Below are 26,275 nucleotides of genomic sequence, written 5' to 3' on the forward strand. Positions count from 1 at the left end.
TCGTTTCACCGCTGTCAGCCGTGCGAGCGCAGCAGCGAACGCATCGTCCGCATCGCGACGGACAGGTTCGCCAGGTCGAAGTCGTCCGACCCGCGGATCTCGTCCAGGGTCGTCCGCGCCCGGCCGATGATCGCCGCGTTCCGCTCCTCCCACGCCTTGAAGCGCTCCTCGGGAGTTGCGTCGCCGTCGCCGGCCGCCAGCACGTCGGCGGTCAGCGCGGCGTGCGCCGCGAACAGGTCCTCACGGATGGAGGCGCGGGCCATGGACTGCCAGCGGTCGGCCCGCGGCAGCTCGATGATCCGGTCCATCAGCTGGGTGATGTCCAGGCGGTCGGCGAGGTCGTAGTAGACCTCGGCGACGTCCAGCGGGTCGACGCCCGTACGGTCGGCGATCGCGACGATGTCGAGCGTCGGGAACGCGGAGGAGAAGCCGGCAACCTTGGCCGCCAACTCCTGCGGCACGCCCTCGCCGGTCAGCTCGTCCATGATCGACTGGTACCACTCCAGGTCTGCGCCGCGCACCAGCTTGGGCAGTTCCGCCCAGACCTGGGTCACCCGGTCGCGGAACAGCTCGATGGTCCCGGTGATCTCCAGCGGCTGCGGGCGGTTGTTGAGCAGCCAGCGGGTGCCGCGCTCGACCAGACGCCGCGAGTGCAGCCGCACCCGGGTCTGGACACTGGCCGCGACCTCGTTGTCCAGCGCCTCGACCGCGTCCCAGACCTCGGCCATGCCGAAGATCTCGCGGGCTGCGAGCTGCGCCCGGACGATCTCCTCCGTCGCGGCCCCGGTCTCCTCGCGCAGGCGGTGCAGGAACGTCGAGCCGCCGGTGTTGACGGTGTCGTTGACAAGGAGGGTGGTGATGATCTCCCGGCGCAGCGCGTGCGCGTCGATCTGCTCGCCGAACTTCTCGCGCAGCGGCGCCGGGAAGTAGGCGTGCAGCAGGCGGCGCAGGTACGGGTCTTCCGGCAGCCCGGTGTGGATCAGCTCGTCCGCCACCGTGATCTTGGTGTAGGCGAACAGGACGGCCAGCTCCGGCTGGGTCAGGCCCTTGCCGTTGTTCAGCAGCTCGCGGATCTGCCGGTCGTTGGGCAGGAATTCCAGCGCGCGGTCCAGCAGTCCGTCCCGGCCCAGGCGGCGCATGAAGCGCTGCTGTGCGTGGAGCAGGCTGGGCGCCTGGGCGACGGCGTTGGCCAGGGCCACGTTCTGCGCGTAGTTGTTGCGCAGCACCAGCGTGCCGACCTCGTCGGTCATCTCGGCGAGCAGCGCGTTGCGCTGCTTCACGGTCATGTCGCCGTCCGCGACCACCGAGTTGAGCAGGATCTTGATGTTCACCTCGTGGTCGGAGGTGTCCACGCCCGCGCTGTTGTCGATGGCGTCGGTGTTGACCTTGCCGCCCTCGCCGCCGGCCCCGACGCGGGCGAACTCGATGCGGCCGAGCTGGGTCAGGCCCAGGTTGCCGCCCTCGCCGATGACCTTGGCGCGCACGTCGGCGCCGTTGACGCGGATGGCGTCGTTGGCCTTGTCGCCGACGTCGGCGTGCGTCTCGGCCGTCGCCTTGACGTACGTACCGATGCCGCCGTTCCACAGCAGGTCCACGGGGGACTGCAGGATCGCCTTCATCAGGTCCGCCGGGGTCATCTTGGTGACGCCGGCCTCGATCCCGAGGGCCTCGCGGACGTGCGCGTTGACGGGGATGGACTTCGCCGTACGCGGGTGGACGCCGCCGCCCGCCGAGAGCAGAGCGGTGTCGTAGTCGGCCCACGAGGAACGCGGCAGGTCGAACAGGCGCCGGCGCTCGGCGTAGGAGGTCGCCGCGTCCGGGGTCGGGTCGAGGAAGATGTGCCGGTGGTCGAAGGCCGCGACCAGGCGGATGTGCTCGGAAAGCAGCATTCCGTTGCCGAACACGTCACCCGACATGTCGCCGACGCCGACGACCGTGAAGTCCTCGGTCTGGGTGTCGTGGCCCAGCTCGCGGAAGTGCCGCTTCACGGACTCCCAGGCGCCGCGGGCGGTGATGCCCATGCCCTTGTGGTCGTAGCCGGCGCTGCCGCCCGAGGCGAAGGCGTCGCCCAGCCAGAAGCCGTAGGACTGCGCGACCCCGTTGGCGATGTCGGAGAAGGTCGCGGTGCCCTTGTCGGCGGCGACGACGAGGTAGGTGTCGTCCTCGTCGTGGCGGACCACGTCCTTCGGCGGTACGACCGCACCGGCGACCATGTTGTCGGTGATGTCGAGCAGCGCCGAGATGAAGATCTTGTACGAGGCGATGCCCTCGGCGAGCCACGCGTCACGGTCCACCGACGGGTCCGGCAGGTTCTTCGCGACGAAGCCGCCCTTCGCGCCGACCGGCACGATCACGGTGTTCTTGACCATCTGCGCCTTGACCAGGCCGAGGACCTCCGTACGGAAGTCCTCGCGCCGGTCGGACCAGCGCAGGCCCCCTCGGGCGACCTTGCCGAAGCGCAGGTGGACGCCCTCGACGCGCGGGGAGTACACCCAGATCTCGAAGGCGGGGCGCGGCGCGGGCAGGTCCGGGATGGCCTGCGGGTCGAACTTCATCGACACGTACGCGTGCGGCTCGCCCGCGTCGTTCGACTGGAAGAAGTTGGTACGCAGCGTCGCCTTGATGAGCGTGAGGAAGGAGCGCAGGATGCGGTCCTCGTCCAGCGAGGCGACCTGGTCCAGGGCCCCGTCCAGCTCCTCCAGCATCGCGTCGACGAGCTCGGTGCCGGCGGTCTGCCGGGCCGGGGACATCCGCGCCTCGAAGAGCGAGACCAGCAGCCGGGTGGTGTGGACGTTGTTGCGGAGGGTGTCCTCCATGTAGTCCTGGCTGAACGTGGAGCCGGCCTGGCGCAGGTACTTGGCGTACGCGCGCAGCACCACGGCCTGCCGCCAGGTGAGCCCGGCGCTCAGCACCAGGGAGTTGAAGTTGTCGTTCTCCGCCTGCCCCTGCCAGACCGCCGCGAAGGCGTCCTGGAAGCGCTCGCGGGCGTCGTCGCCGAGGTGGCTGTCGCCGTTGCCCGGCGCGACCGGCATCCGCAGACCGAAGTCGTAGATCCAGGCGTGGGTACGGTCGCTGCACCGCAGCTCGTACGGCCGCTCGTCGGTGACCTCGACGCCCAGGCGCTGGAGCACCGGCAGCACGGCGGACAGGGACACCTGCTCGCCCTGCCGGTAGATCTTGAAGCGGCGCTCGCCCGGGCCCGCGCCGACGGGCTCGTACAGCGAGAGGTCGAACTCGCGGCCGCTCTCCGACAGTCGCTCCAGGCGGACCAGGTCGGCCACGGCGGAGCGCGGCGAATGGTCGGCCTTGTAGCCCTCGGGGAAGGAGTTCGCGTAGCGGCGCAGCAGCTCGGCGGCGCGCTCCTCGCCGGTCTCCGCGATCAGCGCCTCGCCGAAGCCGTCGGCCCAGGAGCGGGCGGCCTCCACCAGGCGGCCCTCGATGCGCTCGACGTCGGCGTCGGTCAGCGCGGGCAGCTCGGTGCCCTGCGGGACGCGGACGACGAAGTGGATGCGGGAGAGGATCGACTCGGTGTTCCAGGCGGTGAAGTCGACGCTGGTGCCGTTCAGTTCCTCCTGGAGGATCGAGATCAGGCGCAGCCGGACCCCGGTGGTGTACCGGTCGCGCGGCAGGTAGACCAGCGCCGAGTAGTAGCGGCCGTACTCGTCCTGGCGCAGGTACAGCCGCAGCCGGCGGCGTTCCTGGAGGTACAGGACGGAGGTGACGATCTCGCGGAGCTTGTCGACCGGGGTCTGGAACAGCTCGTCGCGCGGGTAGGTCTCCAGGATCTGGAGCAGGTCGCGGCCGTCGTGGCTGTTGGGCGAGAACCCGGCGCCTTCGAGGACCTCGGCGACCTTGCGGCGGATCACCGGCACGCGGCGCACCGACTCGGTGTACGCGGCGGAGGAGAACAGGCCGAGGAAGCGGCGCTCGCCGACGACGTTGCCTTCGGCGTCGAACTTCTTGACGCCCACGTAGTCCAGGTACGAGGGGCGGTGCACGGTGGCGCGGCTGTTGGCCTTCGTCAGCACCAGCAGCCGGTGCTCGCGGGCCTTGGCGCGCGCGTCGGCCGGCAGCCGGTTGAAGGACGGCGAGACGGGGTGCGCGTCCTCCTGGTGGTGGACCGGGTCGGAGCGCAGGATGCCGAGGCCGGTGCCGGGCACGGCGGCCAGCGCGTCGTCCTCGACCAGGTTGTACTCGCGGTAGCCGAGGAAGGTGAAGTGGTCGTCGGCGAGCCAGCGCAGCAGTTCGCGGGCCTCTTCGAGTTCGTACTCGCGCAGGTCGGGCGCGGTCGGCTCGCCCGGCAGCTCCTCCGCGATGCGCAGCGCCGCGTCGCGCATCTTCTCCCAGTCCTCGACGGCCTCGCGCACGTCGGACAGGACGCGCTGGAGGTCGCCGGTGATCTGCTTGAGGTCGGCGCGGTCGGTCTCGCGGTCGATCTCGACGTGGATCCAGGACTCCACGAGGGAGTCGTGGGGGCGCGCGGTCTTCGGGCCGTGGGCGTCGCAGTCCGGGCCGAGGATCTCGATGAGCTTGCCGGTCAGGTCACGGCGGACCACCACCTGGGGGTGGATCACCACGTGGATGCCGCGGCCCTGGCGCGAGAGCTCGTTGGTGACGCTGTCCACGAGGAACGGCATGTCGTCGGTGACGACCTCCACGACCGAGTGGCTGGAGGTCCAGCCGTTCTCCTCGACCGTGGGGGTGTGCACGCGCACCATGGCCTTGCCCTGCGGGCGCTGCTCGGCGAGCCGGTAGTGGGAGAGCGCGGCCCCGAACACGTCGACCGGATCCCGGTCCAGCAGGTCCTCGGGGGCGGTGTGCAGGTAGTACCGCTGGAGGTAGGCGAGCGTCGTGCCCGGATCGGGCCGCTCCCCTTGTTCGGACCCAGTCGGAAGTAGCCCCCCGGCCGGGCTGTTCTCAGCTACCCGTGCCGCCCGCGCGAGCAGCTCGGCCTTTGCTTCGTCCAGCTTGGTCTGCATGTCCTCTGGCTCCTGTCGCGCGCCATTGCGTGACGTAGGTGAAGGAAGGAATGACATAGCGCCGCGAGGCGGGGTGTCCGTTCGGGATCGACGCTATGCCGTCGAGAGAGGCCACCGGGAGGGAATCGGCCATGATCGGCGGCACGTCCCGGAAGCGGGGACCAGCGAAAGCCCGGGCACGGTCGTGCGCCGGGCGCGTGCCGGGGGTATCAGGACCCCCGATGGTTATCGCGCTGATCACGGGTACCAGGCTATCCCCCCTGCCCCCCGACTCGTCACGAGCGGCTTCTGTACAAATCAGGGGGTGCATTTTTGCCGCTCTGGACAGCGACGGACGGCGGTGTACGTGCACACCCCCGACCGCGGCCCGGATCAAGGCGTTATCCGGCCAGTTCCCGAGCCGTGGCCACCGCCTCCGCGAGGGTGTCCACGACGGGCACACCGGCCGATTCCAGACTGCGGCGGCTGTGCGAACCACCCGTGTACAGGACCGCCTGCGCGCCCACGTGGGCGGCGGCGAGCGCGTCGTCCACGGCGTCACCTATCAGCACCGAACGGGCGGCGGTCACACCGGCCGTCTCCAGAGCGGCCAGATGGCGTACGAGGTGACCCGCCTTGGTGGTGTGCGAGGGCCCGGTACGCCCGTCGACGCGGAGGAAGTGCCGCTCGATGCCGAGGGTGCGCACGAGCGGCACCAGCTTCTCGTGGGGCGCGAGCGACAGCAGGGACTGGGTGGCGCCCGCGCCCTGCCAGTCCTGGAGCAGCTCCATCGCACCCGCGGCGAGCCCGACGGCGTCCGCCGCGGACCAGTAGTACCGGTGGAAGGTCTCGTCCATGACGAGCCACTCCGCGTCCGTGGGCAGACGGCCCATCAGCCGCTCGTAGAACTTGGGGACCGGTACGACGTACAGCTCGCGGTACGTCTCCAGGGTGATCGGCGCGAAGCCGAACTCGGCGAACGAGGCGTTGGTGGCGGCCAGGACGGCGTCCACGTCGTGTAGGAGGGTCCCGTTCCAGTCCCACACCAGGTGGGGGTGCGGGCTCTGCGGGCTCACGGGAGCAGCCCCGGGATCTCCTGCACGCCGAACCACAGCAGCTCGTGGTCCTCGGCGCCGTCCACCGTGAAGCGGGCGTCGTCGTCCCCGCGGTCGGCGGCCTCCACGGCCCCGGCGGCCGCCTCTACGTCGGTCCGGGCGTCATCGGCGTCGACGTGAACGGCGGCGGCGACGGTCAGCCGCACCGGCTCGGCCAGGCTGACCTGCCCGAGGGTGGCCTCGTCGAGGCCCGGAACGGCGGAGGCGGCCTTGTCGTCGACGTCGACCGCCACGACGACGCGCTTGCGCGGGGCGGCCGGGTCGGCGGCGAGCAGCCGCAGCGAGGCCTCGGCGGCCCGGCTGAGGGCGGCGTACTCCAGCTCCTCGATGTCGTCGGAGACGTACCATTCGCGCAGCCCGGGCGTGACGGCGTACGCGCGCAGCGGCGCCGGGCCCAGCTCGCCGGCCTTGTACACCTCGGCGAGCCCGGAGAGGGTCAGGGGGACGTACACGCGCATGGCCGGCCGCTTTCGTTAGTCGGAAAACCCCCTCAGGATACGGCGACCGCCGCACTCCGCGTCCGACCGGGGGACGACTGCTGTCCCCCTTCGGGCGCGATCCCCCGCCGGCGCCGCGTCCACCCGCCGCCGCGGCCCGCGCACCCCTGCGCACTGGCGCGGCACGGCGCCGCCCCTGATAGGTGAACCGCAACCGCGAGCGGGTCCTGCCACCGCGCCATTGCGGAGCGTGACGGGCGGGCCATAAAAGTGCCCCGTACCAGTGCACGCAGTGACCGCCCGGCATCCGCGAGGACCGGGCCCGGCCTTCTCGGGGACGATCGCCATGACCAGGACCAGGACCACCACCCGCCCTCCGGGCCGCCGCGACCAGCCGGCCCCCGGCGCCCGCCGCCGCCCGCGCGGCCCGCACGACTGGTTCGCGGAACGCCTGCTGGCCGTCCTCAGCGGCCGCCGCCCGGTCCACTCGCTCCTGGGCCACACGGTCGGCCCGGCGTACGAGCAACTCATCACGCTGGCCCCCACGGACCCCCTCCGCGACCGCCTCACCCCGGTCCTGCGCCACTGCGGCCGCTTCTACCCGGGCCCGGGCGTCATCGAAGCCTTCGCCCGCGTCGCCACGGGCGACCGCGTCTCGGCCATGGCCTTCCGCCTCGAACTGGGCCCCGACCTGCGCTGGCGCTGCGCGGCAATCGAAATCCACGGCCCCCGGCCGTAATCCGGCCCCGCCGGCTATCGGGGCGCGGGACGCGGCCAAATCCCGCCCGGCCGGCGATCGAGGCGCGGGGTGCGGGGCGGAGCCCCGCAAAGCCCGGCGCAGCCGGGGCCCCCGCGCCGGCGCCGCCCGCAAACGCGGCCGGGGCCGGACACCCGTACAGCGGTGTCCGGCCCCGGCAACGGCGGCGGCTACTTCTTCCGGCGCCGCCCGCCGGAGGCCTTCTGCGCCTTGCGACGCTCCGCCCGCGTCATCCCGACGCCGGCCTCGTCGCCATCGCCATCCGCATCGGCGTCGAAGTCGCCCTCGACGACCCCGCCCTCCCCGTCCACCGTCGGCGCCGAGAAGTGCAGCCGGTCCGGCCGCTGCGGAGCGTCCAGACCCTTCGCGCGGATCTCCGGCTTCGCCGGCGCCGGCACGGTGTCCTGCACCGGAAGCTCCTCGACCTGCTGCTCCACCTGTACCTCCAGGTTGAACAGGTAGCCGACCGACTCCTCCTTGATGCCTTCCTGCATGGCGTTGAACATGTCGAAGCCCTCGCGCTGGTACTCGACCAGCGGGTCCTTCTGGGCCATCGCCCGCAGGCCGATGCCCTCCTGCAGGTAGTCCATCTCGTACAGGTGCTCACGCCACTTGCGGTCCAGCACCGACAGCACCACGCGCCGCTCCAGCTCACGCATGATGTCGGAGCCGAGCGCCTTCTCGCGCTCCGCGTACTGCTCGTGGATGTCGTCCTTGACGGACTCCGCGATGAACTCGGCCGTGATGCCGGCCCGGTCGCCCGCGGCCTCCTCCAGCTCCTCCACGGTGACCTTCACCGGGTACAGCTGACGGAAGGCGCCCCACAGCCGGTCCAGGTCCCACTCCTCGGCGAAGCCCTCGACCGTCTCGGCCGCGATGTACGCGTCGATGGTGTCGTCCATCATGTGGCGGACCTGGTCCTGGAGGTCCTCGCCCTCCAGGACGCGCCGGCGCTCGCGGTAGATGACCTCGCGCTGGTTGTTGAGGACCTCGTCGTACTTGAGGACGTTCTTGCGCGTCTCGAAGTTCTGCGTCTCGACCTGCGACTGGGCCGACGCGATCGCCCGCGTCACCATCTTGTTCTCGATCGGCACGTCGTCCGGCACGTTCGCCATCGACATGACCCGCTCGACCATCTGCGCCTTGAACAGGCGCATGAGGTCGTCGCCCAGCGAGAGGTAGAACCGGGACTCGCCCGGGTCGCCCTGTCGGCCGGAGCGGCCGCGCAGCTGGTTGTCGATACGGCGCGACTCGTGCCGCTCGGTGCCCAGCACGTACAGCCCGCCGAGCTCCTTGACCTCCTCGAACTCCGCCTTCACCGCCGCCTCGGCCCGCTGGAGCGCCTCGGGAAGGGCGTGCGCCCACTCCTCGATGTGCTCCTCCGGGTCCAGGCCGCGCTGGCGCAGCTCCGCCTCGGCGAGGTCGTCGGGGTTGCCGCCGAGCTTGATGTCGGTACCGCGGCCGGCCATGTTCGTGGCGACGGTGACCGCGCCGCGGCGGCCGGCCTGGGCGACGATCGAGGCCTCGCGCTCGTGCTGCTTGGCGTTCAGCACCTCGTGCGGGATGCCGCGCTTGGAGAGCTGCCGGGAGAGGTACTCGGACTTCTCGACCGACGTCGTGCCGACGAGGATCGGCTGGCCCTTCTCGTGCTTCTCCGCGATGTCGTCGACGACGGCGGCGAACTTCGCGACCTCGGTCCGGTAGATCAGGTCCGGCTGGTCCTTGCGGACCATGTCGCGGTTGGTCGGGATCGGGACGACACCGAGCTTGTAGATCTGGTGGAACTCGGCGGCCTCGGTCATGGCCGTACCGGTCATGCCGGACAGCTTGGTGTAGAGGCGGAAGAAGTTCTGGAGGGTGATCGTGGCGAGGGTCTGGTTCTCGTCCTTGATGTCCACCCCTTCCTTCGCCTCGATCGCCTGGTGCATGCCCTCGTTGTAGCGGCGGCCGGCGAGGATACGGCCGGTGTGCTCGTCGACGATCATGACTTCGCCGTCGATGACGACGTAGTCCTTGTCGACCTTGAACAGTTCCTTCGCCTTGATGGCGTTGTTCAGGTAACCGACGAGGGGGGTGTTCACCGACTCGTACAGGTTGTCGATGCCGAGCCAGTCCTCGACCTTCGCCACGCCCGCCTCGTGGATGGCGACGGTGCGCTTCTTCTCGTCGACCTCGTAGTCGCCGGTCTCCTCGATGCCCTTGAGCGGGTTGCCCGGCTCGCCCTTGGTCAGACGGGTGACGAGCTTGGCGAAGTCTGCGTACCACTTCGTCGCCTGGTCGGCCGGGCCGGAGATGATCAGCGGCGTACGGGCCTCGTCGACGAGGATGGAGTCCACCTCGTCGACCACGGCGAAGTTGTGGCCGCGCTGCACCAGCTCGTCCTTCGACCACGCCATGTTGTCGCGCAGGTAGTCGAAGCCGAACTCGTTGTTCGTGCCGTACGTGATGTCGGCGTTGTACTGCTCGCGGCGCTGGGCCGGCGACATGTTCGCCAGGATGCAGCCGACTTCCAGGCCGAGGAACTTGTGCACCCGGCCCATCAGCTCCGAGTCGCGCTCGGCGAGGTAGTCGTTCACCGTGATCAGGTGGACGCCCTTGCCGGACAGCGCGTTCAGGTACGCGGGGAGCGTGCCGACGAGGGTCTTGCCCTCACCGGTCTTCATCTCGGCGACGTAACCGAGGTGCAGCGCCGCGCCGCCCATGATCTGGACGTCGTAGTGCCGCTGGCCGAGGACGCGCTTCGCCGCCTCGCGAACGGTCGCGAAGGCCTCGGGCAGCAGGTCGTCCAGGCTCTCGCCGTCCTGGTACCGCTGCTTGTACTCGTCCGTGAGCGCCCGCAACTCGGCGTCGGAGAGGTTGACGAAGTCCTCTTCGATGGAGTTGACCTGGTCCGCGATGCGGTGCAGTTTGCGCAGGATCTTGCCTTCGCCTGCACGCATGAGCTTGTTGAAGACGGACACCGAGGTTTGTCTCCTTGCCGGTCGGGCCTGGCACTGGTTCGTACACGGGCACGGAGGGTGGGCCCCACCGCAACGGCCATCGTAAGCGAGGACGCGGTCGCGTCGGGAGGTCCGCACTATCCGCAGGGCGCGGGCGCCCGGAATGAGAACGTACGGGGGGCGCGGAAGGTGCCGGTGTGAGCGAAAACTGTTCGCCCACGGCGTGCCCCCGCAGCAGAATCCGTTCATGGAGCCCACCACCTTGACCACGGAGCGCCTGCACCTGCGGCCCTTCGCCCCCTCCGACGAGGACGAGGTGTACGCCGCCGCGCAGGACCCGGCCATCCAGCGCTGGACCCTGGTGCCCTCCCCGTACGAGCGCGAACACGCCCGCGGCTTCGTCCGCGAGACGGTCCCGGACGGCTGGCGCGACGACAAGGCGTACACCTTCGCCGTCCGCCTCGGTGCCCGGGGCCCGCTGGTCGCGGCCGTCGGCGTCCACGTGCGCGGGCCGGGTTCCTACGAGATCGGCTACTGGACCGCCGGGGAACACCGCGGCCGCGGCTACATGGGCGAGGCCCTGCGCGCCGTCGCCCGCTGGACCTTCACCGAGGTCGGCGCCGTCCGGCTCGAATGGCGCGCCGAGGCCGGCAACCTCGCCTCCCGGGCCGTGGCGGAGAAGGTGGGCTTCCGCTTCGAGGGCCTCCTGCGGGCCGGCCTCCTGCGCGGGGGCACCGCCCGGGACTGCTGGGTCGGCGCCCTGCTCCCCTCGGACCTCGGCCTGCCCTCGGCGCTCCCGTACCTGCCCGCTGTCAGTGCCCCGTCCTAAGCTGCGGCCATGACGACCGCGCCGCCGCCGAACGTGTCCCTGTCCGCCGATGACGCGCGCCGGATCGCCCTGCGCGCGCAGGGCTTCCTCGGGGCGCCCGACCGCCGGGGCGGCGTGCGCGGGATCCTGCGCCACCTGGGCGCCGTACAGCTGGACACGATCTCCGTGCTGGCCCGCTCGCACGAGCTGGTCCCTTACGCGCGCCTGGGTGCGGTGGGCCGCGACACCGTGGAGAAGGCCTACTGGTCCGACAGCCATGCCTTCGAGTACTGGTCCCACGCGGCCTGTGTCCTGCCCATCGAGGAGTGGCCGCACTTCGCGTTCCGCCGTCGCGCGCGCCGGGCGCGCGGCCACCGCTGGCACGTCCTCCAGGACAAGGTGCGCTCGACGCGGGCCGTCCTGGACCGCCTCAAGGCCGACGGCCCGCTGACCTCGACCGAGCTGGGCGGCGCCAAGAACGGCGGGGAGTGGTTCGAGTGGTCCGAGACCAAGATCGCGGTGGAGTGGCTGCTGGACATCGGTGAGGTGGTCTGCTCCGAGCGGCGCGGCTGGAAGCGGGTCTACGACCTGCCCGAGCGGGCCGTCCCCGACGCGCTTCTCCACGACGACCTGGACGACCGCGAGTGCCTGCGCCGGCTCGTCGCTCTCGCCGGGCAGAGCCTGGGCGTCGGCACCCGCGCCGACATCGCGGACTACCACCGCCTCAAGGGCGACCAGGTCGACGCGGTGATCGCCGACTCGGGGCTGGTTCCCGTAGCGGTCGAGGGCTGGGGGAAGGCCGCCTGGGCCGACCCGGCGGCGCTCGCGACCGCCCCGCGCGGCCGCCACCGCACGACGCTGCTGTCCCCGTTCGACTCGCTGGTGTGGGACCGGGCGCGGACGGAGCGGATCTTCGGCTTCACGCACCGGCTGGAGGCGTACGTCCCCAAGCCCCGGCGGATACACGGCTACTTCGCGATGCCGCTGCTGGCCGGCGGCAGGCTCCAGGGCCGCGTCGACCCGGCCCGCGAGGGTTCCGCCCTGGTGGCCCGCCAGCTCTCGCTGACCACGCCCAAGGCCGCCCGGCCCATGGCCGAGGCCCTGCTGGAGGCGGCGTCGTGGGTGGGCTGCGACTCCGTGCGCGTGGAGCGCGCCGGCACCCCCGCGGAGGCCGCTGCGGTCACCGCGGAACTGGCCGCGCTGACCTGACGCAGCTCCGCTGGCCTGACGCCGTTCCGCTGGCCTGACGCCGCGCCGACCCGAGGCCGCGCTGGCCGGCCGCCGTCGCCCCGGGCGCCCGGGTTCGGCCGGTTACCTGATTTCGAGGATCTTCTCGCGCATCGCGTACACCACCGCTTCCATCCTGGAGTGCAGCTGGAGCTTCTCCAGGATGTTGCGCACGTGGTTCTTCACGGTGTTCTCGGAGATGAACAACTCCTTGGCGATGTCCCGGTTGTTCATCCCCGTGGCCACCAGCTTGAGGACCTCCAGCTCCCGGTCGGTGAGCCGGGGCGCCGGTACCAGCCTGCGCTCGTCCGTACGCTGGATCATCGACTTGAACTCGGTCAGCAGCTTCGACGCCATCGACGGGCTGATCTGCGACTGGCCGTCCGCCACGGCCCGGATCGCCGTCGCGACCTCGTCCGTCGAGATCTCCTTCAAGAGGTACCCCGTCGCCCCCGCCTTGATCGCGTCGTAGAGGTCCGCCTCCTCGTCGCTGATCGTCAACATGATGATCTTCGCGGAGGGCGCCACCTCCTTGATCGTGGTGCACGCCTCGATACCGCCGCGCCGGGGCATCCGTACGTCCATCAGGACGATGTCCGGCAGCAGATCGGCGGCCTTGTCCACCGCCTCCGCCCCGTCCCCGGCCTCACCGACGACCTGGATGTCCTCCTCCTGGGCGAGGACGATCTCCAGCCCGCGCCGGAAAAGGGCGTGGTCGTCCACCACGAGCACCCGGATCGGCTCCCTGGCCGACCCGTCGGCCGGGGCGTCCGCGTGGCCGTCCGCCGCGCGCCCCGCCTCGCGACAGCCCGCGCCGTCGTCACCGCGTACCGGCCCGAAGCTGTCCGCCATCGTTCCTCCCCCTGCATGTGCCGAGCTCTCGACCTGCTCATCCGCCCACCGCCCGGGCTGACTGCCCGCGCTGCCTGCTGGGCCAAGGCGGCGGGCTGTGCGGCCGCCTGACTGCCCGCCATGATTCCATGCCCCGGCCCCGGGGAGGGGCTCAGCCGGAGGGCCGACTGGCTCATACGCGTCATACAAGTGCCCCCGCGGAGACCGGTACGGCACTCCACGGGGGCAAGGTTCGAACACTCAGCCGCCGAGCGATCCCCCGGCGCCGCCGCGCGGTTCCTCCGTGCTGGAGGCACCGTCGGGATTGACGTGGATGACGCCGTAGTCGTAGGCGTGACGCCGGTAGACGACGCTGGGCAGCTTGCTGTCGGCGTCGACGAACAGGTAGAAGTCGTGGCCGACCAGCTCCATCTCGTACAGGGCCTGGTCGAGCGACATGGGTGCGGCGGAGTGGGTCTTCTCCCTGACGATGAGCGGACCCTCGCCCTGCACCTCCAGAGGCCCGATCCGGGTGGTCGGTACCCCGTCCGTGCGCTCCTCGGAGACCGGCTCCCCGTTGCTGTTGAGCTGCGCGACGCCGGGCACGACGTCGGCGACCTCGGCCGCCGAGAGCCGGCCGTTGCCCCGGCGGGTGTAACGCTTGTCGTGCTGCTTGCGCAGCCGGGCCTCCAGCTTGTCCTGAGCCAGGTCCAGCGCCGCATACGGGTCTGCCGCCGCCGCCTCCGCCCGGATCACCGGGCCCCGCGAGTGCAGGGTGATCTCCACGCGGTCGGAACGGTCGGCCTGGCGCGGGTTGTGCTCCTTGGACACCTCGACGTCCAAGCTGATCACCTTGGCGTCGAGCTTCTGGATCCGCTCGGGATTCAGCTTCTCGGCCACGTGCTTGCGGAACCGCTCGGGCACTTCGGTCTTGCGGCCCTTGACGACGATGTCCACGCAGAACTCCGTTCCCGGATAGCTCCGCCTTTCGGGGCGAAGCGTCTCCCTTTCGCACCAGGCTCCGGTGAACACCAGAGCCTCGGACTTGGCGACTTTCACCTCCTACTCCCCCATCGGCAAGATCTACATCCCACCGACTTCGGAGCAGAGAGACACCCTCTGACACGAAGATTCAAAAACGGGCGGGTCGGTGCTCCGATGACGTGGGGCCCAAGGATCGCCAGTCCTCACAACCGAACATATCTCTCAATGCCGGTTGTCGGCACCCGCTGCCGGAACATACCTCCGTTCAGTTCTGTTCAGCTCGCTTTTTCCTCTTGTGCACGTCTTGGGCATCTCTTGCCACCGTAACGAAGCGCCTTCCCCAGGGGTTCCACCTCTATGCGATCTACGCGCCGGTTTTCCCTCGCGGAGGGCATGCCGGGGGCCGGTCCGGCCGCAGGGCGTCCGCCGGAGCCGCCACGACCGCCGCCGCGGCCACGCGCAGCCCCGCCGCCCGCAGGGCCCGCGCCGCCTCCGCCAGGGTCGCGCCGGTCGTCAGTACGTCGTCCACCACCACGATCCGCGCACCGCCCGCCAGCCGCACCCCGGCCGGGCGCACCTCCAGGGCCCCGGCCAGGTTCCGCCACCGCTCCCGGGCCCCCAGACCCGCCTGGTCGGCGACCCGGCGCCGCAACCGCAGTACGGGAGCCACCCGCGCGGGAACACCGGCCCGGCGCAGCCGCGCCGAGGCGGCCAGCGCGATCCGGCGCGCCGGGTCATGGCCGCGGGCCCGGGTCTGGTGGCGGGCGGAGGGCACCGGGACGAGGGCCAGCTCCCGCCCCTCCCCCGGGCCACCCGCCCCGCCCAGGCCTGCCGACAGGACCGCCGCCGCCAGTGCGGCGCCGAGGGGGCCCGCCAGCGGGAGCGCGCCGCGCTCCTTGTGGGCCAGCACGACGGCCCGTACCGCACCCCCGTACGCCGCGCCCGCGTGCACCGCGGGCAGAGCGGCCGGGGCCCCCACGGGCCGGACCCGTCCGGCGCCGCCGCCCAGGGCGGTCCGGCAGCGGGCGCACAGCACCACCCGCGGCGCCCCGCACCCGGCGCAGTCGGCCGGCAGCACCAGCCCGGCCAGCTCCTGCCACCACCCCCGCATACGAGGACTCTGCCGCCCGGCCGGAACGCTCCGCCACCCCTGTGGACAACCCACGCCGGAGCCGGTGCCGGTGCCGGAACCCGAATCCGGCGCGCCGCGGCTCAGCCTGGGTAGACCGGCCCCCGGCCGCCCGCCGCCACCGTGCGCCACTGCGCCCCCGGCGGCAGCCACACGATGCCGTCCTCGACGGAGAACGCCACCACCGGCTTCTCCTCGTCCTCCGTCGTCGCGACCCCGGCCAGCCCGGAGGCGCCCGGCAGGCTCGCGGCCGCCGTGGACCCGTCGGACAGCATGTAGCGGGCCTGCACGACCCCGCCGCTCTCCCGGCCCACCACGAGCAGCCGGCCCCGCGGCCCCCAGCTCATCGCCATCACGTCCGCCATCTGCGGAGCCGCCGGCCGCAGCTCCCGCACCGACACCGGCGAGGTGTCCGCCTTGCCGTCGGGCCGCTCGATCCGCCCGGTGTACAGGTTCTTGCGGCCGCCGTCCTTCTCCACGAGCAGCGCGATGCGCACCCCGTCCGGGGAGGCCTTGAGGGCCGTGATCCGGCCGCCGTCCAGCCCGGCCACGTCCACCTTCTGCGGTGTCCCGGTGCCGCCGGGCACCCGCCACAGCGCCTGGTTCTGCGGGTCGAGGTCCGCGATCCACAAGTCACCGCGGGTGTCCCAGCTGGGCGCGGTCAGTTTGCCGGTCCTGCCCGCCGGCAGGGGCAGCGGCTGCGGCATCGGCCCGGCCGTCGTCAGCGTCACCACGTACAGCCCGTGCCCGTCGTCGGAGACGACCGCGGCCCTCTTCTCGTCGTAGGTGACGGCCGCCGAGCCCACCTTGAACCCGGTGGCGGTGGCCAGCGGCCCGGGCGCGAGCTCCGGCTTGTCCTGCTGCTGGTCCTCGGCCTTGACGTTGAGCGACATCCGTACGAGCCGGAAGTCCTTGTCGACGTAGTACTGGTGCTCGGGGCTCTGCGCCGGGTTGGCGAGCGCCGCCGCGGCCGTACGCGTGACCCAGCACAGCGAGGTCTTGCCGTCGGGGCGCAGCAGTTCGACGCGGTCGAGCCGGGAGGCCGTCAGGTCCCTGATGGTGTACAGGAGTTGGGTGGCCATCTTCTGGCACTGCGGCTGCGCGACGTTCTTCGCCTTGTCGTTCAGCGGCACCCGCAGCGTGTTCTGGCCGTCGTACGAGAGGGACTTGGTGCCCGCGCGCAGTTCCGTCCCGGTGGGGAAGCTGGAAGTGACGACCGGCGCCAGCCACTTGGAGGGCCCGGCGAGCAGCGACTGCACGGTCTGGGTGGTGGGGTCCATCCGCGAGTCGGGGTCACTGCGCTGGCGCACGTACACCGGGTCGGCGACGAGCGTGCCGCCCGCGAAGTAGTACTTGTTGACCGGCTTGTAGATGCGCTGGAAGTCGGACTCGCTGAGGACGAGGCTGCTCGGCGGGGTCGCGATCCGCCACTGGTCCTTCTCCCGGACCAGCTGGAGCTCCTCCTCGTAGCGCACCCCGCCCGTCTCCGGCTGGTAGGCGCTGCGCTCGTCCACCGTCGCGAGCTTCTTGCCGGTGACCTTCCACCGCGTGTCCTCGGGCTCCTTGGTGCCCTGGACGGGGAAGCGGTCCAGGCCCGACGAGAGCACGGTGACGGCCGAGCCGGGCTTCCAGTTCTTCGCGGCTTCCTGGGTGAGGTACTTGCGGGCCGTCTCCAGCTGGGGGTCGTCGCTGGTCATGGCCTCCAGGAAGCCGTCGACGATGTCGGCGGCGCTGGCGTTGTCGGCCGGCGGCACGCCGAACACCCGTACCTGGGAGTCGACGCCCTGCGATGCCTGGACCTGCCGGATCTCGCCGCTGTCGGGCATGGAGGCGCATCCGGCGAGCAGCAGGGCGAGAGCGCCGAGCACGGCGGGGGCCCGGACGGCCGCCGGCCGCGTCCTGCCGCGCCGGGCCCGTACGTGTGCCAGCCCGCGCTCAGCGTCCACCGGGTCCGTCCTCCTGTGCTGCCTGATCGGGTGCCTGACCGGGTGCCGCCTGGTCGGCGGGGCGCGCGACGACCCGGGCCCCGCTGCCGGGCAGCGCCGTCGGGTCGGCGGGGACGGGCATCGCGGTGGCGACGGCCGGCCGCGGCGGTATCGGGGACCGGCCGGCGGGGCGGGGCCCGTCTCCCGCGGCCCCGTTGCCGGAGCCGGCGCGTGCCGCCGCCTCGGCGGCGGCCCTGGCCCGGTTGGAGCGGGAGTCCTCGGGCTCCAGCGGGATCGGGGAGCCGCGCAGCGGTTCGTCGGCGGTGCGCGGCAGGGTGAGCCGGAACTGCGAGCCGCCGCCCGGCTCGCCCCACGCCTGGAGCCAGCCCCCGTGCAGCCGAGCGTCCTCGACGGCGATGGACAGGCCGAGGCCGGTCCCGCCGGTGGTCCGCGCACGGGCGGGGTCGGCGCGCCAGAACCGGTTGAAGACGCGGGTGGCCTCGCCGGGCTTGAGCCCGACCCCGTAGTCCCGTACGGCGACGGCGACGGCCCCGCCCGCGGACGCGAGCCGGACCACCACGTCGCGGCCCTCCCCGTGCTCGACGGCGTTGACGACGAGGTTGCGCAGCACCCGCTCGACGCGCCGGGAGTCGGCCTCGGCGATGACGGGCTGGGTGTCGCCGAGGACCCGGATCCGGGTGCCCTTGTGCTCGGCCAGCGGTTCGGCGCCGTCGATGACGCGGCGTACGACGTCGCGCAGGTCGATGGGCTCGGCTTCCAGGGCGGCGGCGCCCGCGTCGAACCGGCTGATCTCCAGCAGGTCGGCGAGGAGCGACTCGAAGCGGTCGAGCTGTCCGGCGAGCAGTTCGGCGGAGCGGGCGGTGACGGGGTCGAAGTCGACGCGGGCGTCGTGGATGACGTCGGCGGCCATGCGGACGGTCGTCAGCGGTGTCCGCAGCTCGTGGGAGACGTCGGAGACGAACCGGCGCTGCATCCGCGACAGCTCCTCCAGCTGCTGGATCTTGAGCTGGAGGTTCTGGGCCATCTTGTTGAAGGCCTCGCCCAGGCGGGCGATGTCGTCCTCGCCGGTGACCTTCATCCGCTCCTGCAGCCTCCCGGCGGAGAGCCGTTCGGCGATCCCGGCGGCCATCCGGACGGGCGTGACGACCTGCCGTACGACGAGCCAGGCGATGGCGCCGAGCAGCACGACGACGAACAGGCCGGCGGTGGCGATGGTGGCCTTGATGAGGTTGAGGGACTCCTCTTCCTGGGTCAGAGGGAAGAGGTAGTACAGGTAGTAGGGGTCGCCGTTGATGTCGGTGAGCCGTTTGCCGATGACCAGCGCGGGCGCGGGCGCCTTGTCCCCGGAACCGGCCGTGTAGCGGATCTCGGAGAACGTCTTGAAGGTGCCGGTGGAGTGGTTGACGGCGCGGCGCAGGCTGACGGGGACGCTGGCGGTCGGATCGACGTTGCCGGACGCGCGGGCCCCCTTGACGCCCTGGGCGCCGGGCGCGGCCGGCTCGCCCGCCCCGGCGCCGAGCGCGGCGACCTCGAAGGCAGTCTGGCCGCCGCTGGCCAGCTGCTTGACGAGGGAGTTCATCCAGGTGCTGGCGTCACGGCCGACCTTGTTGTCGGTGACGTCGGCCCCGTCGGCGGCGAAGGGCGCGTTGGCCTTCTCCTGTGCGACCGCGAAGCCGCCGGCGGCCTGGCTCTGCGCGGCCTCCTCCTTGGCGTCGAGGAGGCCCTTGCTGACCTGGGCGATGACCACGAAGCCCAGGGCGAGGACGACGGTGAGCGAGAGCAGCAGGGTGGCGGCGACGACCCTGAGCTGGATGTTGCGCCGCCAGAGCCGGACAGCCGGAAGCAGCGGCCGGCGTACCAGGCGTACGCACAGCCGCAGCGCGGGGCTGCCGGCCACTCGGTCCTTGAGCAGTCGGCCGCCCCGCAGGGCTCCCCGACGGGAGCCGCCCCGGGGCTTGCCGGGCTGCATGTCAGCTCGGTCCGGCCTTGTAGCCGACGCCGCGGACCGTCACGACGATCTCGGGGCGCTCGGGGTCCTTCTCGACCTTGGAGCGCAGTCGCTGCACGTGCACGTTGACCAGGCGGGTGTCCGCCGCGTGCCGGTAGCCCCAGACCTGCTCCAGCAGCACCTCACGGGTGAAGACCTGCCAGGGCTTGCGCGCGAGGGCGACCAGCAGGTCGAATTCGAGCGGGGTCAGGGCGATCGAGGCACCGTCGCGCTTGACGGAGTGCCCGGCCACGTCGATGACCAGGTCACCGATGGCCAGCTGCTCGGGCGCCGGCTCCTCCGAGCGGCGCAGGCGGGCCCGGATGCGGGCCACCAGCTCCTTCGGCTTGAACGGCTTGACGATGTAGTCGTCGGCCCCGGACTCCAGGCCCACGACCACGTCGACGGTGTCGCTCTTCGCCGTCAGCATGACGATCGGCACGCCCGATTCGGCCCGGATCAGCCTGCACACCTCTATGCCGTCCCGTCCGGGCAGCATGAGGTCGAGCAGCACCAGGTCCGGCTTCGCCTCCCGGAAGGCAGCCAGTGCCTTGTCACCGTCCGCTACGAACGACGGCTCAAAACCTTCTCCACGCAGCACAATGCCGAGCATCTCGGCCAGCGCGGTGTCGTCGTCAACGACAAGGACTCGTCCCTTCATGGTTGACATCATCCCATTAGCTAATCGTTACCTGGCGGTGAGCTGTCCCACAGCCAAAAGGGCTGGAAATCGCCCCCCGGACCTGCGTGGCGATCAGGCCGACCAGTCTGCCCCGGATCCGGGCGGCATCTGAAGGCGGGAGCACACCGGATCTTGGCGGACACCCGGCCCGCTCTCCGTTCCCACGTGGCACGATGGCAGCCGACCTGCGCCCCCGCCGCAGCGGACGCACGTGAAGGAGCGAGATGAACGACTCTCCGGGCTGGGCTTCGCCCGGGTCCTCCCCGTCGGAAGGCGAGGGCGGCCAAGCCGGTCAAGCCGGTCAGAGCGGCCCGGGCACTCCGGGTACTCCGGGGACTCCGGGCACGCCGGAGGGCATACAGCCCCCCGCCCAGGCCCCCGCCGGCGCCAAGTGGTCCGACACGCAGCCGCCCCCCGGCCAGTGGTCCAGCCCCGCCGCCGAGGCCCCCGCGCCCGCACAGACGCCCCCGCCGCAGCCGCAGCAGGGCGCCGGCTGGGGATCGTACGGACCCCAGCCCGGCCAGCCCGGTCAGTACGGCTCCCCCTACGGCGGCCAGTACGGCCACCCCGGCGGCCCCTGGGGCCCGCCCCCGGCCGCCAAGCCCGGCGTGATCCCGCTGCGCCCGCTCGGCCTGGGCGAGATCCTCGACGGCGCGGTCAGCACCATGCGCAGCCACTGGCGCTCCGTCCTGTCGGTCAGCCTCGTCGTGTCCGTCCTCACCGAGGTCGGCAGCACGCTGGTCCGCAAGTACGGCCTGGGCGACCTCGCCATGACGACGGCCGACACGAGCGATACCCAGTTCCTCGGCGACCTGCGCGACACCCTCGTCCTGACGGTCTCCAACGGCTTCGTCCAGCTCCTCCTCGGTGTCCTCGCCACCGCGCTGCTGACCGTCATCTACAGCCGCGCCGTGATCGGCCGGCCCTCCTCGGTCGGCGAGGCCTGGCGCGAGGCCCGCCCCCGCCTGCTGCCGCTGATCGGGCTCACCCTGCTCCTCGGCGTCGGCTCCGTCCTCCTGGTCGCAGTGCTGGTCCTGCCGGGCGCCCTCCTGAAGAGCGTCGGCCTCGTCCTCCTCGGCGTGGCCCTCGCCCTGCCGCTCTTCGTCTGGCTGTGGTTCCGCTTCCTGCTGGCCTCACCGGCCCTGATGCTGGAGCGGGCCGGCGTCTTCACGGCGCTGAGGCGCTCCGCCAAGCTGGTCAAGGGCTCCTGGTGGCGGCTGTTCGGCATCACGGTCCTCACGACCGTCATCGCCGCCATCGTCTCGGGCATCGCCAGCCTGCCCTTCACCGTCCTCGCCCTGCTCACCAACCCCGGCGGCCTCAGCGGCCTCGCCGACGGTTCCGTCGCGCAGTCCTGGTCGTTCCTGCTCATCAGCGGCATCGGCGCGGTCATCAGCATGACGTTCGTCCTGCCGATGCAGGCCGGCGTCACCGTCCTGCTGTACATCGACCAGCGCATCCGCCGCGAGGCCCTCGACATGGAACTCGGCCGCGCGGCCGGCCTAGAGGGCTACGGGAGCACCGCCGGCGGCCCCGGGCACGGAGGCTGACACACCGATGAGCACGGGGGGACTCATCACCACCGCCGCCGCACCACCGGTGACGACCGGGCGCGACGCCGCCCGCGAGGCGGCCGAACGCGAACTGTCCAAGCCGCTGTACCACCAGAACGACCCGAGCCCGCTCCAGCGCGCCCTCGACGGGTTCTGGGACTGGCTCGGCGACTTCTTCGACCGGGCCTCCGGGGCGACCCCCGGCGGCCCGGTCGGCCTCTTCGTCGTCGTACTCCTGGCCGCCTTGGCCATCGGGGCCCTGTGGTGGCGGCTCGGCACCCCCCGCCGCGCCGTCACCGGCGCCACCGCCCTCTTCGACGAAGCCGCGCGCACCGCCGCCGACCACCGGGCCGCCGCCGACGCCCACGCCGCCGCCGGCCGCTGGACCGAAGCCGTCCAGGAACGCATGCGCGCCGTCGTCCGCTCCCTGGAGGAACGCACCCTGCTCGACCCGCGCCCCGGCCGCACCGCCGACGAGGCCGCCGCCGAAGCCGCCACCCGCCTCCCCCAGCACGCCGGCGACCTGCGCGCCGCGGCCCGCGCCTTCGACGACGTCACCTACGGCGGCCGCACCGGCGACCCCGACACCTACGGCCGCCTGCGTACCCTCGACCTCGCCCTGGAACGCGCCACCCCGCTCCTGACGGGACCCACGGCATGACCGCCCCCGCCCCCACCTCCCGCGCCCCCCAGGATCCCGCCACGGCCGCCCCTCCCGCCGCCGCGGCGATACCCCGGACCACTACCCTCTGGGCCCGCTCCCGGGGCTTCCTGGCCGCCCTCGGCGTCCTCCTGGCCGGCGGCGTCACCCTGGCCGCCCTCAGCTCCGACGGGCACCACGGCCGCTTGGACCCGCGCTCCCCCGACCCCTACGGCAGCCGCGCCGTCTCCGAGCTCCTGGGGCAGCAGGGCGTCACCACCCGCGTCGTCACCACCGCCCGGGAAGCGGCCGCCGCCACCGGCCCCCGCACCACCTTGCTGGTCACCGACCCCGACACCCTCGACGCCACCCGGCGCCGCACCCTGCGCGACGCCGCCGACCTCTCCGGCGGCCGCACCGTACTCCTCGCGCCGACCGCCGCGAGCCTCGCCGAGCTCGCCCCCGCCGTACGCGCCCACCCCTACTCCGACCACCGCGCCCTCGACCCGGACTGCGCCCTGCCCGCCGCCCGCGCCGCCGGCCGCGCCACCACCGGAGACGGCCCCCGCTACAGCACCGACGCCGCCGCGGCCACCGCCTGCTACCCCGACGCCGGCCGCGCCACCCTCCTCGTACTGCCCGCGCCGGCCAAGGGCGGCGACACCGTCCTCGTGGGCTCCGAAGACATCCTGCTCAACCGGACCCTGGCCGAGGAGGGCAACGCCTCCCTCGCCCTCCAACTCCTCGGCACCCGCCCGGAACTCGTCTGGTACCTGCCCGGCCCCGCCGACCAGCTCGCCCCCGACGACCCCGACGCCCCCGAGGACAAGAACCTCCTCGACCTCGTCCCGTCCGGCTGGACCTGGGCCCTGCTCCAACTGTTCGTCGCCGCCACCCTCGCCGCCCTGTGGCGCGGCCGCCGCCTCGGACCGCTCGTCACCGAAGACCTCCCCGTCGCCATCCGCGCCTCCGAGACCACCGAGGGCCGCGCCCGCCTCTACCGCAGGGCCGGCGCCCGCGACCGCGCCGCGACCGTGCTGCGCACCGCGAGCCGCGAACGCCTCGCCGCGCTGGTCGGCGTACCCGCCACCCAGGCGCACGAGCCCGCCACCCTGCTCCCCGCCGTGACCGCCCGGCTCACCGCCGACCGCACCACGGACCCCGCCACCCTGCTCTTCGGCACCACACCCTCCGACGACGCGGCACTCGTCGCGCTCGCCGACCACCTCGACGCCCTCGAAAGAGAGGTCCGCACCTCATGACGGCCACCACGGACAGCGCCCGTTCCTCCCTGGAAGCGCTCCGCACCGAGATCGCGAAGGCCGTGGTCGGCCAGGACTCCGCCGTCACCGGACTCGTCGTCGCACTCCTGTGCCGGGGCCACGTGCTCCTCGAAGGCGTCCCCGGCGTCGCCAAGACCCTCCTCGTACGGGCGCTGGCCGCGTCCCTCGAACTCGACACCAAGCGCGTCCAGTTCACCCCCGACCTGATGCCCGGCGACGTCACCGGCTCCCTCGTCTACGACGCCCGCACCGCCGAGTTCTCGTTCCAGAACGGCCCGGTCTTCACCAACCTCCTCCTCGCCGACGAGATCAACCGGACGCCCCCCAAGACCCAGTCCTCCCTCCTGGAGGCGATGGAGGAGCGCCAGGTCACCGTCGACGGCCTCCCCCGCGCACTCCCCGAGCCCTTCCTCGTCGCCGCCACCATGAACCCCGTCGAATACGAGGGCACCTACCCCCTCCCCGAAGCCCAACTGGACCGCTTCCTCCTCAAACTGACGGTCCCCCTGCCGTCCCGCGAGGACGAGATCGGCGTCCTGACCCGGCACGCCGCCGGCTTCGACCCCCGCGACCTGCACGCCGCCGGCATCCGCCCGGTCGCCGGGCCCGCCGAACTCGAAGCCGCCCGCACCGCCGTCGAGAACACCACCGTCTCCGCCGAGATCGCCGCCTACGTCGTCGACATCTGCCGGGCCACCCGCGAATCCCCCTCCCTCACGCTCGGCGTCTCCCCGCGCGGCGCGACCGCCCTGCTGGCCACCGCCCGCGCCTGGGCCTGGCTCACCGGCCGCGACTACGTCACCCCCGACGACGTGAAGGCCCTCGCCCTGCCTACCCTGCGCCACCGCGTCCAACTGCGCCCGGAAGCCGAGATGGAGGGCGTCTCCGCCGACGCGGTCATCTCCGCGATCCTGTCCCACGTCCCCGTCCCCCGCTGATGGCCCTCACCGGACGCGCCGCGCTGCTCGCGGCCCTCGGCAGCCTCCCCGTCGGCATCCTCGAACCGAGCTGGACCGGCCTCCTCGCGGTCAACGGCGCCCTCGGACTGGCCTGCGCCGTCGACTACGCCCTGGCGGCGCCCGTCCGCGCCCTGCGCCTGGCCCGCTCCGGCGACACCTCCGTCCGCCTGGGCGAACCCGCCGACGTCCACCTCACGGTCACCAACCCGGGCGGTCGCACGCTCCGGGCCCGCGTCCGCGACGCCTGGCCCCCCAGCAGCTGGCCCGCCGACACCGAACCCTCCGCGTCCCGCCACGATTTGGCCGTCCCCGCCGGGGAACGCCGCCGTCTCACCACCCGCCTGCGGCCCACCCGCCGCGGCGACCGGCACGCCGACCGCGTCACGATCCGCTCCTACGGCCCCCTCGGACTCCTCTCCCGCCAGGGCACCCATACCGTGCCCTGGACGGTCCGGGTCCTGCCCCCGTTCACCAGCCGCAAGCACCTCCCCTCGCGCCTGGCCCGGCTCCGCGAACTCGACGGCCGCACCAGCCTCCTGACGCGCGGTGAGGGAACCGAGTTCGACAGCCTGCGCGACTACCTCCCCGGCGACGACACCCGCTCCATCGACTGGCGCGCCACCGCCCGCGGCCAGAAGGTCGCCGTCCGCACCTGGCGCCCCGAACGCGACCGCCACGTCCTCATCTGCCTCGACACCGGCCGCACTTCGGCCGGCCGCGTCGGCGACGCCCCGCGCCTGGACGCCGCCATGGACGCGGCCCTGCTCCTGACCGCCCTCGCCACCCGGGCGGGCGATCGCGTGGATCTCCTGGCCCACGACCGCCGCCCCCGCGCCCAGGTCCAGGGCCGCTCGGCCGCCGACACCCTCCCCGCCTTCGTCAACGCCATGGCCACCCTGGAACCGGAACTCGTCGAGACCGACTCCCGTTCCCTCGTCTCCACCATCCTGCGCACCGCCCCACGCCGCTCGCTCGTGGTCCTCCTGACCAGCCTGGACGCCGCCCCCGTCGAAGAGGGCCTCCTCCCCGTCCTCCCGCGCCTGACCCAACGCCACACGGTCCTGCTCGCCTCCGTCGCGGACCCCCACATCGCCGAGATGGCCCGGTCGCGCGGCAGCATCGACTCTGTCTACGACGCCGCGGCCGCCGCCCGGTCCCAATCCCAGCGCCGCCGCACCGCCGACCACCTCACCCGTCTCGGCGTCCACGTCCTCGACGCCACCCCGGACACCCTGGCCCCCGCCCTCGCGGACACCTACCTCGCCCTCAAGGCCGCCGGCCGCCTGTAACCTCCCGGGGCGCCCGGTCGGGGTGGTTACGCTGGTCGTGCACCCCCAGCAGGAGGGCCCATGGCCGACATCACCCCCGACAGATGCGTCGCATGCACGCGTTCGCGGAGCAGCTCGCGGAGCTGGCCGAGCATCAGGAAGACCCGTGGAAGCTGCAGACCACCGACGGTCAGATCTTCCTCACCATGATGAGCCCCACGGCTCCCCATGGACTGAACGTGGTACGGCTGCGCCGTCAGATCGAGGCTCAGTCACCCGAGGTCATGGCCCTCAACGACACCAATATGGGGGATCCGGTCACGGGCCTGACGAAGGTTCCGGACCTCATGGTCATTCCGGAGGAGGACACCGACGACACGGCGAAGGTCGTCAACTCCCGTGATGTCCTGATGGTCGTGGAGGTCGTCAGCCGCACGAACTCCCTCACCGACATCCCGGACGAGCTGCACGACTATCCGAGGATGGGCGTGCCCCTCTACGTCGTCGTGGACCCCCGCAAAGACAAGAAGACCGTCACGGTGCACAGCGACCCCTCGGATGGTCCGGACGGCGTCCGATACCGCAAAAAGGTCCCTTACGCCTTCGGGGACACCGTCACCGCCGGCCGGTGGACGCTCGACACGAGCAGCCTCAAGAGCTATCCCGCTGACTGGTGAAGCAGCACCAGTCGGCGGCCCTGGCGGCGCGGCCCGGTGGACGCTGGTGAAGGCTGGTGAACGCAGAAAAGCCCCGCACCGAACCCATGAAGGGC

The 26,275-nt window shown here is 72.3% G+C and carries 19 protein-coding genes; 9 read left to right on the forward strand and 10 right to left on the reverse strand.

Annotated features, from left to right (window positions below; translation table 11 throughout):
• Positions 1-14 precede the first annotated feature (14 nt).
• From IE207_RS04830 to IE207_RS04840, 3 genes are all read right to left on the reverse strand, one after another.
• The gene (locus tag IE207_RS04830; RefSeq protein WP_190182685.1) at positions 15-4,979 is read right to left on the reverse strand and encodes an NAD-glutamate dehydrogenase; all 4,965 of its coding nucleotides are present in this window, start codon (positions 4,977-4,979) and stop codon (positions 15-17) included.
• Between the two features lie 380 nt (positions 4,980-5,359).
• Complete coding sequence (locus IE207_RS04835) at positions 5,360-6,034, reverse strand: HAD family hydrolase (RefSeq protein WP_190182686.1); 675 nt, start codon at positions 6,032-6,034, stop codon at positions 5,360-5,362.
• Entirely contained in the window at positions 6,031-6,531 is a 501-nt protein-coding gene (locus IE207_RS04840; RefSeq protein WP_190182687.1) for a DUF6912 family protein, read from the reverse strand. The genes IE207_RS04835 and IE207_RS04840 overlap by 4 nt, the downstream gene beginning before the upstream one ends.
• Positions 6,532-6,856: 325 nt before the next feature.
• Between IE207_RS04840 and IE207_RS04845 the strand changes: the two genes are divergently transcribed.
• Entirely contained in the window at positions 6,857-7,249 is a 393-nt protein-coding gene (locus IE207_RS04845) for an Rv3235 family protein (RefSeq protein ID WP_190182688.1), read from the forward strand.
• A 188-nt stretch (positions 7,250-7,437) separates the two neighbouring features.
• On the opposite strand, the gene secA is transcribed toward IE207_RS04845, so the two are convergent.
• The gene (gene secA / locus IE207_RS04850; protein WP_190182689.1) at positions 7,438-10,227 is read right to left on the reverse strand and encodes a preprotein translocase subunit SecA; all 2,790 of its coding nucleotides are present in this window, start codon (positions 10,225-10,227) and stop codon (positions 7,438-7,440) included.
• 226 nt (positions 10,228-10,453) lie between these two features.
• Between secA and IE207_RS04855 the strand changes: the two genes are divergently transcribed.
• Complete coding sequence (locus IE207_RS04855) at positions 10,454-11,035, forward strand: GNAT family N-acetyltransferase (protein WP_190182690.1); 582 nt, start codon at positions 10,454-10,456, stop codon at positions 11,033-11,035.
• Between the two features lie 9 nt (positions 11,036-11,044).
• Positions 11,045-12,223 carry a winged helix-turn-helix domain-containing protein gene (locus IE207_RS04860; RefSeq protein ID WP_190182691.1) on the forward strand — a complete coding sequence of 393 codons (1,179 nt, stop codon included), beginning with the start codon at positions 11,045-11,047 and terminating at the stop codon, positions 12,221-12,223.
• A 102-nt stretch (positions 12,224-12,325) separates the two neighbouring features.
• Here IE207_RS04860 and IE207_RS04865 read toward each other — a convergent pair whose 3' ends face one another.
• From IE207_RS04865 to mtrA, 6 genes are all read right to left on the reverse strand, one after another.
• A complete protein-coding gene (locus IE207_RS04865) occupies positions 12,326-13,093 on the reverse strand; it encodes a response regulator (RefSeq protein ID WP_190182692.1) in 768 nt (255 codons plus the stop codon).
• A 240-nt stretch (positions 13,094-13,333) separates the two neighbouring features.
• Positions 13,334-14,029 carry a ribosome hibernation-promoting factor, HPF/YfiA family gene (gene hpf / locus IE207_RS04870; RefSeq protein WP_229873326.1) on the reverse strand — a complete coding sequence of 232 codons (696 nt, stop codon included), beginning with the start codon at positions 14,027-14,029 and terminating at the stop codon, positions 13,334-13,336.
• A 391-nt stretch (positions 14,030-14,420) separates the two neighbouring features.
• A complete protein-coding gene (locus IE207_RS04875; RefSeq protein ID WP_190182693.1) occupies positions 14,421-15,167 on the reverse strand; it encodes a ComF family protein in 747 nt (248 codons plus the stop codon).
• A gap of 101 nt (positions 15,168-15,268) precedes the next feature.
• A complete protein-coding gene (locus IE207_RS04880) occupies positions 15,269-17,131 on the reverse strand; it encodes an LpqB family beta-propeller domain-containing protein (RefSeq protein WP_229873327.1) in 1,863 nt (620 codons plus the stop codon).
• Positions 17,121-19,100: an MtrAB system histidine kinase MtrB gene (gene mtrB / locus IE207_RS04885; RefSeq protein WP_190182694.1), complete on the reverse strand. Its 1,980-nt coding sequence runs from the start codon at positions 19,098-19,100 to the stop codon at positions 17,121-17,123. Before mtrB ends, IE207_RS04880 begins: the two co-directional genes overlap by 11 nt.
• Position 19,101: 1 nt before the next feature.
• Entirely contained in the window at positions 19,102-19,791 is a 690-nt protein-coding gene (mtrA, locus tag IE207_RS04890) for a two-component system response regulator MtrA (RefSeq protein WP_189747360.1), read from the reverse strand.
• Positions 19,792-20,024: 233 nt separating this feature from the next.
• Between mtrA and IE207_RS04895 the strand changes: the two genes are divergently transcribed.
• From IE207_RS04895 to IE207_RS04920, 6 genes are all read left to right on the forward strand, one after another.
• A complete protein-coding gene (locus IE207_RS04895) occupies positions 20,025-21,350 on the forward strand; it encodes a DUF7847 domain-containing protein (protein WP_190182695.1) in 1,326 nt (441 codons plus the stop codon).
• 7 nt (positions 21,351-21,357) lie between these two features.
• Positions 21,358-22,014 (forward strand): DUF4129 domain-containing protein, encoded by a 657-nt coding sequence (locus IE207_RS04900; protein WP_190182696.1) that lies wholly within the window; start codon positions 21,358-21,360, stop codon positions 22,012-22,014.
• Positions 22,011-23,255, forward strand: a complete 1,245-nt coding sequence (locus IE207_RS04905) for a DUF4350 domain-containing protein (RefSeq protein ID WP_190182697.1) — start codon at positions 22,011-22,013, stop codon at positions 23,253-23,255. The genes IE207_RS04900 and IE207_RS04905 overlap by 4 nt, the downstream gene beginning before the upstream one ends.
• Complete coding sequence (locus IE207_RS04910; protein ID WP_190182698.1) at positions 23,252-24,214, forward strand: AAA family ATPase; 963 nt, start codon at positions 23,252-23,254, stop codon at positions 24,212-24,214. Before IE207_RS04905 ends, IE207_RS04910 begins: the two co-directional genes overlap by 4 nt.
• Positions 24,214-25,524 carry a DUF58 domain-containing protein gene (locus IE207_RS04915; RefSeq protein WP_190182699.1) on the forward strand — a complete coding sequence of 437 codons (1,311 nt, stop codon included), beginning with the start codon at positions 24,214-24,216 and terminating at the stop codon, positions 25,522-25,524. The genes IE207_RS04910 and IE207_RS04915 overlap by 1 nt, the downstream gene beginning before the upstream one ends.
• An 83-nt stretch (positions 25,525-25,607) precedes the next feature.
• Complete coding sequence (locus tag IE207_RS04920; protein WP_190182700.1) at positions 25,608-26,180, forward strand: Uma2 family endonuclease; 573 nt, start codon at positions 25,608-25,610, stop codon at positions 26,178-26,180.
• Positions 26,181-26,275 lie beyond the last annotated feature (95 nt).

This window comes from Streptomyces cirratus (assembly GCF_014650775.1).
Classification (GTDB): domain Bacteria; phylum Actinomycetota; class Actinomycetes; order Streptomycetales; family Streptomycetaceae; genus Streptomyces; species Streptomyces cirratus.